Source organism: Halobacillus halophilus DSM 2266 (genome assembly GCF_000284515.1).
GTDB lineage: Bacteria > Bacillota > Bacilli > Bacillales > Halobacillaceae > Halobacillus > Halobacillus halophilus.
This window is the reverse complement of the sequence record NC_017668.1, coordinates 2,900,539-2,913,385: the sequence shown is the minus strand read 5'-3', so window position 1 is coordinate 2,913,385 and position 12,847 is coordinate 2,900,539. Positions and strand designations below refer to the sequence as shown.

Genomic DNA, 12,847 nt, shown 5'->3' with positions numbered 1-12,847 from the left:
AAATGACACAACATCGTTTAAGTAATGTAGAAGTAGGTCAAAACTATTTAGCAAAAGAATTAGACAGCTTTGTTTCTACAACCGATGTGGTTGTTCTGTCAAACAATGAATCACAATTGTTTACTGATCCTGAGCGCCAATATAAAGTTGTAGACGTATTTGAAGGGTTCTTTGAACATTCTGCTGAGGACGGAGAAAAATATTTCCGTGAGAAAAAAGCTTATATAGTTGAAAAGGTATAATGATTACACCTCGGGTACTCCTGAAGATAGGAGGCCGGAGGTGTTTTTAATACCTCAGTTTCATAAGGATTTTTTTGATACTTTCATCCTCCATAAGAGTGTTTTCATATTTTTTTGTAATTTCGGTAAGGGCTACGTCGTGGTAAAAGAATTCAGTGAAAAATTTAACAAGAGATCTGGATAGTGTTTGGATCCCCTGCCACTCCCCCTGCTCAATCCCTGCGAACAATATCTCCTTCTCATCAACTATCAATAATTGATATCTCTCAAGAGCTTCATGTCCTTCATTCGGTATTAACACATGAGTTTGTGGAATGGAACTCTCCAGTTCACCTACAGACAGCATTTCTACTGTAACACCCTCATTTTTTTTCTGTTCAAGCAGTGGAGTGAGAGCCTTTAAATGCTCATTCCAACCTGATATGTAAATGCTGGAGTTCGCATTCTCCGTTAATTCTTTTGTTAGAGACGAGATTGTTCTGCTGTTTTTGACTGTCCATACACGATCGTCTATCGGAGTGTGGGTGTATTCCTTATTTCTAAGATCTTCCACATTAGCTTCAAATTCAGTTGTCAGGTTTTCAATAATTGTTTCAAGCGGAACAGCATTATAAAGTTTTTTTCGATCCGTGGAAGAACTTAGAATGAGTCCTTTTTCAACCATTCGATTTAGCACTTCATAAACTTTTGACTTGGGAACTTGAGAAAATCTAACAATCGTGCTTGCGTCCATGGGCTGATGACTTGCGGATAATACTTCAAAAACTTGGCTTTCGTATTGAGTAAAACCGAATTTTTGTAACATAATAGATTCCCCTTGTCCATACCTTCTTGCTTAAAGAATACATGGAATAAGTTGTTGCGTAAAATATACTAGCATATTTTCTCTTGTTTTTGTAAAGGTAAGTGGTTACTATTGTAGTGGTAACCTAATTAGAGAGGGTTTTAGAAGAATGAATAAAAAAGTTTATATGCTGGCTATCGTTGCTTTTGTAGTCGGTACGGTTGAATTGATTATAGGCGGCACCTTGGACCTGGTTGCTGCTGATTTACGTATTTCTTTGGGACAGGCCGGATTACTAATTACAATCTTTTCGCTAGTTTTTGCCTTGGCTTCCCCCATACTCTTAACAGCGACAGCCAAAATAGAAAGAAAAAAGTTAATGTTATGGACATTATTCATCTTTTTTACAGGAAATATGATAGCTTTTTGGAGTCCTTCTTACGGTATTCTTATGGCGGCAAGAGTGCTGACAGCAGCAAGCGGTTCCTTGTTAGTAGTTCTGGGAGTCACGATTGCGTCTGCTATTAGTGAGCATCAATACCGGGGACGTGCTATCGGTATTATTTTTATGGGAATTAGCGGATCACTGGTTTTGGGCGTGCCAATAGGTCTAACCATTGGTAATGCGTTTGGATGGCGAGTTCCTTTCTTACTTATTTCGATCCTTACATTAGTCTCTATGATTGCTGTGGCATTTTCTTTGGAACGAATTAAGCCTAAGCCCGTGATTTCAATTAAGGAACAGATCCACTCTTTGAAAGATAAGAAAATTTTTTCTGCCCAGATGACCTCCTTCTTGTTTTTAACAGGTCATCTGACCTTATATGCGTATCTGACACCTTTTTTAAAAACGACTTTAGGGCTGGATCCAGCGTGGGTAAGTATTGCTTACTTTATTTTTGGTGTGGCAGCAGTGTCCGGTGGCGGTATAGGCGGTATGGCCGCAGACAAATGGGGATCGGAAAAGAGCATTATAGGTATTATTGTTTTATTTGCTATAGCAATCTTTATCATTCCTTATGTTACTTTTTCATTACCTTTATTCTTGATTGTCATGGTCTTCTGGAGTTCCCTAAGCTGGGCAATCACACCGGCCCAGCAAAGCTACCTAGTAGTCACTGCTCCTGAAACCTCTGATATCCAGCAAAGTTTGAACAACTCTGCTCTTCATTTAGGAATTGCTTTAGGTTCAACTATAGGCGGTATCGTAATTGAGCAGAGTTCAGTTATTCATAACGCTACAGTTGGTGGACTGTTTATTCTTCTTGCTCTAGCTTCAAGCTGTTTCTCAATTACTAGAGGCATTTCGAAAACACAGACTATCCAGCAGCATTAATATGGAAAGAAATAGCACCTCAGGTCATCCAGAAAATGGATGGTCCTGGGGTTTTTTTATTTCATTTTAATATGACCAGAGAATAGTAAAGATTTTAGTTGTAAATAATAGAAATGATCAACCAAAAGGAGGGTTATTGCTAATGGGAAGAGATGAACACAACAGTGGAAAAGGGAAGAGAAAACAACGACTTCCTCAAACACCTACAGATCAGAAGCACCCGGGTATTGACGTTGAATTTTCTGAAGAGATTGCCGATCGCGAAGATATGGAAGCTCTAGAAAGAAGTAAAGCAGCTGACCGTCGCGCTCACAAAAAATCAAATAATTAAATGCCATATACTGTTACCTCAGGACATCCAAATGTTGGATGTCCTGAGGTAAATATCAAGCTTTTAAAACTAATTTAGTAAAAACTGAAAAGAATATTTGTACAGTTAAAATTGTTTAAACTTGAGATTGTTTATGCTATAATACGAAAATATAATCAAGACTAAAGTCATCAGGGAATATACTAAAGGAGGATTTTAATGAGTAATTTACGTAAATGGCTACCTGCATTATTCTTAGGTATCGTGCTTGTACTTGCCGCTTGTGGTGGAGGAGACGACTCCGAGAACGCTGAAGGTGGAAATGGTGATGGTGGATCAGATAACGGTGAATCTACTGAAGAAAAAGGTTCTATCAGTATTGGTATGAACAACTGGGCTGAAAACGTAGCCGTATCAAATATGTGGAAAATTGTTTTAGAAGAAAAAGGGTATGACGTGGAGCTTAAACAAGTAGAAAAAGGATTCCTATATGAAGCCCTTTCTTCTGGAGATCTAGACATTGGGATGGAAATCTGGCTCCCAAATACAGACAAAGCTTTCTATGATAAGTATGAAGAAGATATTGACTGGCGCGAAACATGGTATGAAGGTACAGAATTAGGCCTTGTAGTACCAACATACATGGAAGACATTAATACGATAGAAGATTTAAAAACGACAGATGCATTAGATGAGAAACAAATTGTGGGAATTGACGCCGGTGCAAGTCTGATGTCCTTAACGGAAGATGCCATTAATGAATACGACTTGGACTATTCACTGGCCGCTTCATCTGGCCCAACAATGACAACAGAACTTAAAGGTGCCATTGAAGATGAAGAACCAATTGTGGTAACACTTTGGAAACCTCACTGGGTATTTGCAGAAATGGATCTTAAGTTCCTTGAAGATACAAAAGGTGTATATGGTGAATCAGAAAATATTTCATATGCTGCCCGTAAAGGTTTGGAAGAAGACAACCCTACAGTTGTAAAATGGTTTGACAACTTTAAGATGGATGACCAGCAGCTGGGTAGTCTGATGGCTGCTTTAAACGAAGCAGACACACCTGAAGAGGGTGCCCAAAACTGGATCGATGAACACCAGGATGTCATTGATGAATGGACAGCTGAATAACGATCCCTTTACAAACAACCTGTTCTTTAGAGAACAGGTTGTTTTTTGTTCACATATAGAATTATCAGAAATGTGTTACGATTAGGTAGGTATATATACATAAGGGGGAAATGAAGATTGGGTATAAAAGCAGAGGCTGTAAAGAAAGCGCACGAATCCATTAACCAGGTGATATTAGGAAAGGGAGATGTTATAGAGTTGTTATTTACAGCAATACTTGCAGATGGCCATGTGCTGCTGGAAAGTGTTCCAGGGTCAGGTAAGACAAAGCTGGCCAAGAGTTTTGCGAAGATCATGGATGGTAAGTTCAGCCGTGTCCAATTTACACCGGATGTGCTTCCCAGTGACGTGACAGGGATTCAATTTTTTAATCCGAAAACTCAGGAATTTGAATTACGAGAAGGCCCTGTTATGACGAACATTCTATTGGCTGATGAAATAAATCGTGCCACGCCTAAAACTCAGTCCAGTCTTTTGGAGGTTATGGAAGAAAAACAGACGACAGTAGATGGAGAAACGTTACAAATCACTCCTCCATTATTTGTAATCGCTACTCAGAACCCAATCGAGAGCAGTCAGGGGACCTTCCCTTTACCAGAAGCCCAACTCGATCGATTCATGTTTAAGATAGATATGGGCTATCCCTCAGCCGAAGAAGAAAGAAACATTCTGCGTACCTACCAAATGGATGAACCTATGCATACGTTAATGGCTGATCTTCATATTGAGGATATTCTGACTTTGCGGGAAGAAGTAAAAAAAATGACGATTGCTGAGGATACGATGAATTATTTATTGGACCTTGTACGTTTAACCAGGCATAATCACGATATTGAATTAGGAGTAAGCACTCGTGGAGCCTTAGTTTTTATGAGAGCCTGTCAGGCAAAAGCATTACTCAATGGGAGAAGTTATGTAACTCCTGAGGATGTTAAAGAACTGGCTCCTTATGTCTTTGAACATCGCATTGTCCTTTCAATGGAGGGTTCAATTCGTAAAACGAATTCTCAAGTGGTAAGTGAAATTATAGAACAAGTACCCGTACCTGTGGAAGCGGGAGATACACGGTGAAACAGTGGAAGAAAGATCTTGGGTATGAAAATCATAAGTATTATGATTTTCTTTTAGCGATGATCTTATTGACGGGAGTATTAAGTCTTTTTCTCGATCAATCCATCCTTCTGATACCTACAAGTTTGCTTGTAGTTATTGCTCTTTCAAGTAAATGGTATGACAGATACAGCGGGTCATCACTGAAACTGTTTAATCATAGAACTTCCATTAGGTTATTTCCTGGAGAAGATACATCGCTTCGTTTTCGATTTAGAAATAATTCAAAAGCCCCTGTTTTAAACGGCCGGTTATCTTTTCAAAGCAACTCAAACATTAAAGCTGATGAATCTTTTATTCGAGAGAGTGCGAAAGGATATTTATTTTCAATCCCTCTTTCATTAATGAGCGAAGGGGAAAAGGAAGTGAGAGTTCCTATTAAAGCTGAGCAGCGTGGGGTTACTAAGATTACAGATATTCAGTATCGTTTTCCGCATTTAATTAAATTTTCTCCAATATCTATGGATTTCCTGCCGCTTTATGAGACGGAGATCGTGATTTACCCTATTCAAAAGCCGGTGTATGGAATAGAAGAAGTATTTCAAGTAGCGCCTGGTGAACAACGGTCTTCATTTTCCCCGTTTGAGGATTTACTTACTCCTGTAGGAACCAGGGATTATGTATCTTCTGATCCGTTTCATCGTATCCACTGGAAAGCAAGTGCTAAAACAGGCACGCTGCAAACTAAAGTTTTTGAACGCCAAGTAGATATAAGCTGGACAATCGTTGTAAATGTAACGCAGCAAACCCGGCTTGGGAATGAACACATATCAAGAAACTTAGAAAACTTATTATCTTATGCCAGTTACCTTTGTCATTTTGCTGCACAGAATAACTACGATTTGGAAATGCTAATTAATATGAGGAGACCGCATGACAGACCATTCTTTTTTCAGCCAGAAGGCAGTGGAAATCAACAATTGAAAGATTCTTTGGAGTTACTGGCGAGGATTCAAGTTAACCAGTTATTTATGCCAGTGGAAGAGCTAATGCACCGATTACATCATGAGCTCTACAAGAAGAAAACCATTATTATAGTTGGGGATATACCTGAACATACCTATCGATACATTAGAAAATGGAGCCGGAAAGGTATGAAAGTATTCCAAGTCCAAGTAGAAGACGGCCAAGCTTTCTTGGTGCCTTTTTCTTATAGGGGAGCATCTGTATGATTAGTGGTAATAAATTAACTGTCATGTCCTATCAATTTGTAAGTGAAGGTCTGGCTTTTTTCTTTTTTCTATTTCTTATGGGGAGATGGAGCTGGGTTTCTCTTCAGCTACCTCTTATCTCCTTTATAACAGTCGTCATCTTGTCACTTTTATTCTTCCTCGGGGCGTCCAAGCTATCTTCCAGCTTCCTTCCCTTCATTATTGTAGCTGCTTTATTAGCTGGGATAGGTGTAGTTATGGGAGTTCCACTGGTGTTTAGCCTCATGCTTTCCGGCTTTCTTGTTTGGCGTTATCTGTTGCATGAGCAGGAACCTGATCGGGAAAACGAAAGATTTATGCTTTTTTTAACAACGATCATGGCTTTTGTATGTATGCTCTTCTTTGCCCAGATAGAGATTATCATAATTTTGGCCTTGCAGTACGGTGTGATTATTCTTGGTTATTTTTTCTCTCATTACATAGAGGTCTCCAAAAGTGATCGAAAAAAAGGAAAGAAGAAAATAGTGTTTCTGATATTTGGGTTTGCCGCCGGTGCATCTACGTTAGCAGCTTTATTCCAACCTTTGAGGTTATTAATTACAAGTTCATGGCAGGCAGTTTCCATCGTGTTTTTAAAAGGAGTACAGGGGTTTTTCTTTATAGTAGAGCTTACGGGATTTGAGGTATCTGAAATTGAGCCTTTAGCGAAATTAAATCAAGACCAGGATAGCAGTGAAATGTTTCGTGATTCTAATGAACCTCCTTCTTCAGAAGCCGGTGAACCCTCGCAGCAATTAGCTGACGCTGCGCAGGCGGGAACAGTTATTTTGCTAATCGTTGGTATTATTCTCATTTTGTATATTATGTATCGTTTAAGAAACAAGAAAAGAACTGACCGAGTAGATCGACAAATGTTAACTTATAAGAGCTATGGTCTTCAGTATGGCGACGAGGATCATGAAGCAGCTTGGAGATTTAAACGAAGCCCTGCTGACGGTCCAGTAAGAAAACATTTCTTGCAATTTGAGCGCTATGCTCAAAAATGCGGGCTTGGCCGTAAATATAATGAGCCCATCCAAAAATGGTTTGACCGGATTGGGATTACGGCAAATAATATCCATTTATATCAAAAAGTCCGCTATGGAAATGAACAGCTGTCAAAAGAAGAGGAATCCCTTTTTTATAACGAAATCAGAGAATTGGAAAAACAATTGGCTTCCAAAGAAAATAAAAAATAACAACTAAAATTATATGAATAGAGTTTAAGCGCTCCTATTTCAGGAAACATACTTCCTAGAAGTTAATTTAGCACTTGAAAGGAGTCGCTGTTTTATGGATTTAAACAAAGAAATTAAGAAATTAGAGCAAATTCATTTAGAGAAACCACAAAAAGTATTTTCAATGTATTTAAACACCGACCCTTCTGACCCGGAGCAACAAGGCGGGGAATGGAAGATACACTTGAAAAATGGATTAAATAACTTTGAATCTTATCTTCAGGAAGATGGAGATTCAGAGGAAAAACGAAATTATTGGGCTGTGAAGGAAAAAGTAGAACAGTTCATTGAGGAAAACGAACAGCACTTTGCCAAAAGTGTGGTTCTGTTCGCTACAGCGGATGATACTGTCTGGTTTGCCGAACGCTTCCAAATGCCTGTTAAAACGGAATTTTATTGGGAGGAAACTCCTGTACTCGATCAACTAAAAGAAATGCGTCAATCCTTCCCTAAAACGGGAATTGTATTAACGCAAAAACAACAAATTAAAGTTATTGATGCCGAACTAGGCATGTTGAATGATACTCAAATCTTTGAACTTGATTTGAATACAGAAGACTGGAGACAACACCAGGGTCCTCACCGTGCCCAGCCATCTATGGGATCCGGCGGAGCAAAATCTTCCCAGGGAGATGAGTATAAAGAACGCTTTGAGCATAACCGTTACCGTTGGTATAAGAGCGTTGCTCCTAAGATTGATAAGCTGGCTAAGAAATACGAATGGGAAAGATTTTATCTTGTCGGTGATAAAGAAGAACTTAAAGACCTACAAGATAATATGAACAAAGAAGCTGAAGATATGGTTAACAAAAACCTGCTCGATCATGAAGAAATGCATGTGATCGATGAAGTCATCAAATACTAAGTTAGATGTATGAAGACACCGGGCACTGCCCTGGTGTCTTTTTTAACATCTTGTTTTATCGGTCACGTACTCCATAATCAGCAATTTATCTAATGACTCATTACCAACACGAAATCCTTTCCGTACATGCTGTTTCACAGATTGATCTACAAATTTCTTTGCCTGGTCTCTATCCTTAAAATCTATAAATGTTTGATTTCCCGTTAATACAAACAACATATTTGAATAGGCGAGCTCCATACCTGCCAGACGAGATTTTTGACTGATTCTTGATTGGTTCCTGCATGCTTCTGAGTAAAGTATTTCAGCTTTAACCCTGCTAAGATTATTCAGAATAAATTCTTTCAACAGCTTTGCCCCCTCGAAAAGTGTACTATACTACGCCTTCGCTGATCCTAAGGTTAAACCCTTCGATGTATTTTGATTTCTTTTCTTACTTATTGTCAGATTAAGTCGTTCAAGACGATAGAAGTCTAAGCTTAGGGTGATCTATTATACATACATTTCATTAGTATGATAAAATAGTATTTATCGATAACGAGCAAAGATTGGGGATTTTTAAATGTTTGTAGTTGACTCGACTGTAGAAGTGCCAGAGCATAAAGCTGAGGAGTTAATTAATATATATATAAAGCGATCTCGTCTGGTTGATCAGGCCGAGGGGTTTATTTCTTTTCAACTACTTCAAAAAGAGCGAAAACCTGGAGAGTTAACTGTACATTTGGAATGGGAATCTAAAAGTGCGTACTTGAAATGGGCAAGGAGCGACCAATTTAAGAAAATTCATGAGTTGGAACGCCAATATCCAGACCAGGAATTACAGGGCATTGTACCGAAAGTTTCCAAATATGCGGTGGTCGCTCAGTGAAGAAAGTGGAGCAAGAGTTTTTGGTAAACCAGGTAGTTACAGAGATTTATCATGAATATCCATATCTTTGGGAGAAATTTGGTCAGCATGGTAGAGATCGAACGGAAGAGGACAATTATCATCACCTTGACCATTTAAAGACCGCTTATGAAATGGGTAGTGTTACATTTTTCATAGATTATACAGATTGGCTGAATACTGTATTGACGGCAAGAGACGTAGGTACGGCTTTAATCATTGATAACTACGAACGGTTACTAAGATTGTTGGAACATTCAGATCTCGAGGATTCAACTGAAAAGAAAGTATATATAGAGTTTTTGCAGCAAGCCTTAGATTATTTACGTACTCGTTCAGAATAAAGAGGTGAACAGGTGTGAATGTACAACATAAACAACTAGCCCAGTACTTCTTAAGTGGGGATGAAGATGGGGCGTTAGACTATATGGAAGAGCTCATGAAGGTTCATTCGAAAGCGTTCCTTTATGAAGAAATCATTACCCCAGCTATGTATTATATTGGAGAACTATGGGAACAAAACAAAATAACTGTAGCTGACGAGCACCTGGCAACGGCTATTTGTGATTTTTCTTTGTCCAGATTAGAGTCCGAACTCAAACCGATTAGAGGCAAGCACCAAAAGAATTATAAAGCTCTGTTGTTCGGAGTTGAAGACGAGCAGCATTACATTGGTCTGAAGATGGTTGCGGACACCTTTAAAGAGCAAGGGTGGAGAGTAAGGTACCTTGGTCCGAATTTATCAATGGAGCATTCTATGAGTCAAATTGAAAAATTCCGTCCTGATGTCATTGGATTATCAGCTGCTTTGTCCTATCGTCTGCCGGTGCTGAAAAAAGTCATCCACCGTTTCATGGAATTGGAGTGGAAGCCTCTCGTTATGATTGGCGGGCGTATGGCTAAGAAGTTTCAGTTGGATGAATTCGAATCCGCACAGGTTATGGTGGTTAAAGATTTAAATCATTTATATCAGTGGTTTAATGAAGGAAGGGAAGGCGCAATAAATGAAACAAGTTGAACGCGTTTTTCCCCTGCCTTACTATCGTATCAATAAAAACTTCCATATATATGCTTATTCTAAAGAAGCTTGTGATTTGCACGGGATAAAAGAACATTTGCTTGATATTTTTGATGAAGAGAGCCTCATAAAAATAAAAGAAACGGTGAAACCAGAGGTTCACAAAGCCTCCCTGGAAGTGCATTTAAAACCTTTGAATAAGCAGGATTCTATAAAAACGGCTGATATGTACGTCTCATGGGAGAATGATTTATATGCTGAAGTTCTATTACACGTGAAAGACGAGCGACTCTCTAAGGTTACCCATACATTAACCCAGCTTCGAAGTCGTTTAAATGACACAAATTTTGAACTTCTTGAAGAGAAAGAGAAATTAGAAGAAGCGATAGAGCAAAGCAATCGTTTATCTGCTCCATTTATTGTGCTTTCGTCGGACACAGCAATGATCCCTTTGTTTGGAGATATTACCACAGAGAAAATGCAAGCTGTAGAAGATAGTTTACTGAAGTATTCGCAGAGGGAAGAGATTGATCGACTGCTATTTGATTTCACAGGAGTAGGTGAATTTAACAGGGATGGGCTCCATGTTCTAACAGATATGATGAAGTCTATGTTTTATATGGGAGCTGAAATAATTATGATAGGCATCCAGCCCCGCCAGGCAAAACAGTTGAATGACTTAAAGCTCCCGCTGGAAATAAATTATATGCACTCCCTGCAGCAGGCTGTAGCTAAATACTGTGCACAATGAACCCCTCGATTTCTAAAATAAGAGAAATCGAGGGGTTATATATAGGTTCTACTATTATGAGCGTAAAGTTCTTAAACGGATGGTAAAACTGGCTAAAGTGACTTGTGTAATACCAATTCTATTCTAAGGCTCTATGGATTCAGATATAGAGAATGAAAAAGAGGCCAGCCACCGTTAATATAAGCGAGGTTCCAGCATAAACTAGTCCTTTCTTCCATTGGCCTTGTTCAATTAAATGAAGAACCTCGTAGCTGAAAGTAGAATAGGTAGTATAACCTCCGCAGAATCCAGCAGCCAATAGCAGCCAAAGCCAATCTTCCAGACCAACTATTTCCTGTAAGCGAATAAGAATCCCCAGTAATAATCCTCCTGAAATATTAGCTGCTGCTGTACCTAAAGGATAATCACTTTTACCGTTCAAGAGATGACTTACTTCAAATCGAGCTACGGCACCAATCATTCCACCCAAAAACACGAGCAAAATACTCATATAAACCACTTCTTTCCCCACTGGGACCCAAGAATGGTCATAATACCTCCAAGCAGAAATGTCCCCATTATGTAGAATAATGCTAAAAAAGTGTTCGTAAAAATAATTTGCACAAATTCAGAAGTGAAGGCTGAAAATGTAGTAAAAGATCCAATAAATCCGGTCGTCAAAGTCTTCTGTAAAACACGAGATTTTGTGAAAAATTTTGAAAAAAATTGATACATAAAGCTTAAAAGAAAACAACCGAGCATATTTACTATGAATGTCCCGTAAGGAAAGCCTCCATGGGAAGGAAATAGATTCGAAATAATATACCGTAAACTTGCGCCCGTTCCGCCCCCGCAAGCGATACCTAAATATATGTACTTTCTCATAATGAAATCTCCTAACTGTAGTAAAAAGGAAAAAACAGTATTAATTAGCTTAAACAGATCTTTCCAACTTCCTTCAGTTTATATTTAAATATGCTTTGTGTCAGCCTTTATAATAGAAGCTTTTGAAAAATTCAATCCTCAGATGTTATTCCATCGCGAAATTGTGGAATAGTAAATCTAAGAGGAGTTAAACGATAAAAGAAGAGAGTTTAACTCATTACTCAGCATATATTCCAATTATTAAATGAAATAGAAAGGTTGTGAAAAAAATGGATCTAACATTAGAAGTAAACGGTATGAGTTGTGAACACTGTGAAAAAACAGTAAAGGAATCTCTTGAAAAATTAGAAGGGGTTCACGGAGTAGAGGTACATTTAAGCAGTGGTAAAGTAGACGTTATGTATGACGAAGCTTATGTATCTAAAGGAATGATGAAGGAAGCAATCGAAGCACAAGGATATGAAGCAGTAGGTTAATCGCAGACACCCGGCTATTGAAAGCCGGGTGTCTCATTTTTGTTATTGGCTTGGGGGATTCTATGTTGAGTTTTTTAAAATATGCAACGCTTTGATTTGATTACTTAATTATACATGACTAGTCCTGCTCTTAAGGTGCTAAGCTAATGCTTCGTGTTTACAGTCAATCGGTATAATTACGTTAATCGAAGGGTCTTGAAAAAAACTAAGATGTGGTACCTATACCCACTTCTCTCTTTCAGAAACGTCAGTTCTATACGTGATTAAACGCTAGCTTAAAATGATAAGGTTATTGCACGGTGTAAGGAAGCTGCGATTTATAGCCGCTGAATTGCTGAAACGATTGCTGAACCTTTTGCTGCTGCTCCTGTTCAACAGCATACCAGCCGTTTTTGAACATGAGATTGTATAAGTTACGCTGACAATCTTGAGTTTCTTTAAAAATAGTTGCAAGATCCTGATAAAGCGCCTGATTACTCGCTTCATTTAAAGCAATGTTATAAGAAGCGGTCATGTATTTTTCCGTCGTTAATTGGTCATTTAAAAAGTCACGCTCATTCATCTGAGGTGTTTTAGGTACAGCTGTCTCGGGATTTTGAATCTTGCTTGATGTTTGATTCAATTGAAGGACCTCCATTCA

The 12,847-nt window shown here is 38.5% G+C and carries 18 protein-coding genes; 13 read left to right on the top strand and 5 right to left on the bottom strand.

Annotation, left to right across the window (positions count from 1 at the left end; all coding sequences use genetic code 11):
- Positions 1-2 precede the first annotated feature (2 nt).
- Positions 3-242 carry a hypothetical protein gene (locus HBHAL_RS14470; RefSeq protein WP_014644194.1) on the top strand — a complete coding sequence of 80 codons (240 nt, stop codon included), beginning with the start codon at positions 3-5 and terminating at the stop codon, positions 240-242.
- 46 nt (positions 243-288) lie between these two features.
- On the opposite strand, the gene HBHAL_RS14465 is transcribed toward HBHAL_RS14470, so the two are convergent.
- On the bottom strand, positions 289-1,047 hold the full coding sequence (locus HBHAL_RS14465) for a TrmB family transcriptional regulator (protein WP_014644193.1): 759 nt from the start codon (positions 1,045-1,047) through the stop codon (positions 289-291).
- Between the two features lie 148 nt (positions 1,048-1,195).
- Between HBHAL_RS14465 and HBHAL_RS14460 the strand changes: the two genes are divergently transcribed.
- From HBHAL_RS14460 to HBHAL_RS14430, 7 genes are all read left to right on the top strand, one after another.
- The gene (locus HBHAL_RS14460; protein ID WP_014644192.1) at positions 1,196-2,362 is read left to right on the top strand and encodes an MFS transporter; all 1,167 of its coding nucleotides are present in this window, start codon (positions 1,196-1,198) and stop codon (positions 2,360-2,362) included.
- 142 nt (positions 2,363-2,504) lie between these two features.
- Positions 2,505-2,693 carry a YfhD family protein gene (locus tag HBHAL_RS14455; protein WP_041601393.1) on the top strand — a complete coding sequence of 63 codons (189 nt, stop codon included), beginning with the start codon at positions 2,505-2,507 and terminating at the stop codon, positions 2,691-2,693.
- 198 nt (positions 2,694-2,891) lie between these two features.
- Positions 2,892-3,809: a glycine betaine ABC transporter substrate-binding protein gene (locus HBHAL_RS14450; RefSeq protein WP_014644190.1), complete on the top strand. Its 918-nt coding sequence runs from the start codon at positions 2,892-2,894 to the stop codon at positions 3,807-3,809.
- Between the two features lie 117 nt (positions 3,810-3,926).
- Positions 3,927-4,880: an AAA family ATPase gene (locus HBHAL_RS14445; protein ID WP_014644189.1), complete on the top strand. Its 954-nt coding sequence runs from the start codon at positions 3,927-3,929 to the stop codon at positions 4,878-4,880.
- Complete coding sequence (locus tag HBHAL_RS14440; RefSeq protein WP_014644188.1) at positions 4,877-6,091, top strand: DUF58 domain-containing protein; 1,215 nt, start codon at positions 4,877-4,879, stop codon at positions 6,089-6,091. The genes HBHAL_RS14445 and HBHAL_RS14440 overlap by 4 nt, the downstream gene beginning before the upstream one ends.
- Positions 6,088-7,308, top strand: coding sequence for a hypothetical protein (locus tag HBHAL_RS14435; RefSeq protein ID WP_014644187.1), 1,221 nt, complete (start codon positions 6,088-6,090; stop codon positions 7,306-7,308). The genes HBHAL_RS14440 and HBHAL_RS14435 overlap by 4 nt, the downstream gene beginning before the upstream one ends.
- A 94-nt stretch (positions 7,309-7,402) precedes the next feature.
- Positions 7,403-8,212, top strand: coding sequence for a VLRF1 family aeRF1-type release factor (locus HBHAL_RS14430; RefSeq protein WP_014644186.1), 810 nt, complete (start codon positions 7,403-7,405; stop codon positions 8,210-8,212).
- Between the two features lie 42 nt (positions 8,213-8,254).
- Here HBHAL_RS14430 and HBHAL_RS14425 read toward each other — a convergent pair whose 3' ends face one another.
- On the bottom strand, positions 8,255-8,560 hold the full coding sequence (locus HBHAL_RS14425; RefSeq protein ID WP_041601392.1) for a hypothetical protein: 306 nt from the start codon (positions 8,558-8,560) through the stop codon (positions 8,255-8,257).
- A 214-nt stretch (positions 8,561-8,774) separates the two neighbouring features.
- Between HBHAL_RS14425 and HBHAL_RS14420 the strand changes: the two genes are divergently transcribed.
- The 4 genes from HBHAL_RS14420 to HBHAL_RS14405 are packed head-to-tail and all read left to right on the top strand — an operon-like array spanning position 8,775 to position 10,867.
- Complete coding sequence (locus HBHAL_RS14420) at positions 8,775-9,080, top strand: antibiotic biosynthesis monooxygenase family protein (protein ID WP_014644185.1); 306 nt, start codon at positions 8,775-8,777, stop codon at positions 9,078-9,080.
- On the top strand, positions 9,077-9,442 hold the full coding sequence (locus HBHAL_RS14415; protein WP_145956049.1) for a hypothetical protein: 366 nt from the start codon (positions 9,077-9,079) through the stop codon (positions 9,440-9,442). The genes HBHAL_RS14420 and HBHAL_RS14415 overlap by 4 nt, the downstream gene beginning before the upstream one ends.
- A 14-nt stretch (positions 9,443-9,456) precedes the next feature.
- The gene (locus tag HBHAL_RS14410; RefSeq protein ID WP_014644183.1) at positions 9,457-10,116 is read left to right on the top strand and encodes a cobalamin B12-binding domain-containing protein; all 660 of its coding nucleotides are present in this window, start codon (positions 9,457-9,459) and stop codon (positions 10,114-10,116) included.
- On the top strand, positions 10,103-10,867 hold the full coding sequence (locus tag HBHAL_RS14405) for an STAS domain-containing protein (protein ID WP_014644182.1): 765 nt from the start codon (positions 10,103-10,105) through the stop codon (positions 10,865-10,867). The genes HBHAL_RS14410 and HBHAL_RS14405 overlap by 14 nt, the downstream gene beginning before the upstream one ends.
- A 139-nt stretch (positions 10,868-11,006) precedes the next feature.
- Here the strand turns inward: HBHAL_RS14405 and crcB are convergent, their stop codons facing one another.
- Both crcB and HBHAL_RS14395 read right to left on the bottom strand, forming a co-directional pair.
- Positions 11,007-11,357 (bottom strand): fluoride efflux transporter CrcB, encoded by a 351-nt coding sequence (gene crcB, locus HBHAL_RS14400; RefSeq protein ID WP_041601391.1) that lies wholly within the window; start codon positions 11,355-11,357, stop codon positions 11,007-11,009.
- A complete protein-coding gene (locus tag HBHAL_RS14395; RefSeq protein WP_041601390.1) occupies positions 11,354-11,731 on the bottom strand; it encodes a fluoride efflux transporter FluC in 378 nt (125 codons plus the stop codon). The genes crcB and HBHAL_RS14395 overlap by 4 nt, the downstream gene beginning before the upstream one ends.
- Before the next feature lie 269 nt (positions 11,732-12,000).
- Between HBHAL_RS14395 and HBHAL_RS14390 the strand changes: the two genes are divergently transcribed.
- Complete coding sequence (locus tag HBHAL_RS14390) at positions 12,001-12,207, top strand: copper ion binding protein (RefSeq protein WP_014644180.1); 207 nt, start codon at positions 12,001-12,003, stop codon at positions 12,205-12,207.
- A gap of 289 nt (positions 12,208-12,496) precedes the next feature.
- On the opposite strand, the gene HBHAL_RS14385 is transcribed toward HBHAL_RS14390, so the two are convergent.
- A complete protein-coding gene (locus tag HBHAL_RS14385; RefSeq protein ID WP_173380436.1) occupies positions 12,497-12,844 on the bottom strand; it encodes a spore coat protein in 348 nt (115 codons plus the stop codon).
- Positions 12,845-12,847 lie beyond the last annotated feature (3 nt).

Coding starts and splice junctions, on each gene's coding strand:
- HBHAL_RS14405 (WP_014644182.1), top strand. CDS start 10,103: ATGAAACAAGTTGAACGCGTTTTTCCCCTGCCTTACTATCGTATCAAT.
- HBHAL_RS14450 (WP_014644190.1), top strand. CDS start 2,892: ATGAGTAATTTACGTAAATGGCTACCTGCATTATTCTTAGGTATCGTG.
- HBHAL_RS14395 (WP_041601390.1), bottom strand. CDS start 11,731: ATGAGAAAGTACATATATTTAGGTATCGCTTGCGGGGGCGGAACGGGC.
- HBHAL_RS14460 (WP_014644192.1), top strand. CDS start 1,196: ATGAATAAAAAAGTTTATATGCTGGCTATCGTTGCTTTTGTAGTCGGT.
- HBHAL_RS14385 (WP_173380436.1), bottom strand. CDS start 12,844: ATGGAGGTCCTTCAATTGAATCAAACATCAAGCAAGATTCAAAATCCC.
- HBHAL_RS14390 (WP_014644180.1), top strand. CDS start 12,001: ATGGATCTAACATTAGAAGTAAACGGTATGAGTTGTGAACACTGTGAA.
- HBHAL_RS14435 (WP_014644187.1), top strand. CDS start 6,088: ATGATTAGTGGTAATAAATTAACTGTCATGTCCTATCAATTTGTAAGT.
- HBHAL_RS14465 (WP_014644193.1), bottom strand. CDS start 1,047: ATGTTACAAAAATTCGGTTTTACTCAATACGAAAGCCAAGTTTTTGAA.
- crcB (WP_041601391.1), bottom strand. CDS start 11,357: ATGAGTATTTTGCTCGTGTTTTTGGGTGGAATGATTGGTGCCGTAGCT.
- HBHAL_RS14470 (WP_014644194.1), top strand. CDS start 3: ATGACACAACATCGTTTAAGTAATGTAGAAGTAGGTCAAAACTATTTA.
- HBHAL_RS14420 (WP_014644185.1), top strand. CDS start 8,775: ATGTTTGTAGTTGACTCGACTGTAGAAGTGCCAGAGCATAAAGCTGAG.
- HBHAL_RS14455 (WP_041601393.1), top strand. CDS start 2,505: ATGGGAAGAGATGAACACAACAGTGGAAAAGGGAAGAGAAAACAACGA.
- HBHAL_RS14430 (WP_014644186.1), top strand. CDS start 7,403: ATGGATTTAAACAAAGAAATTAAGAAATTAGAGCAAATTCATTTAGAG.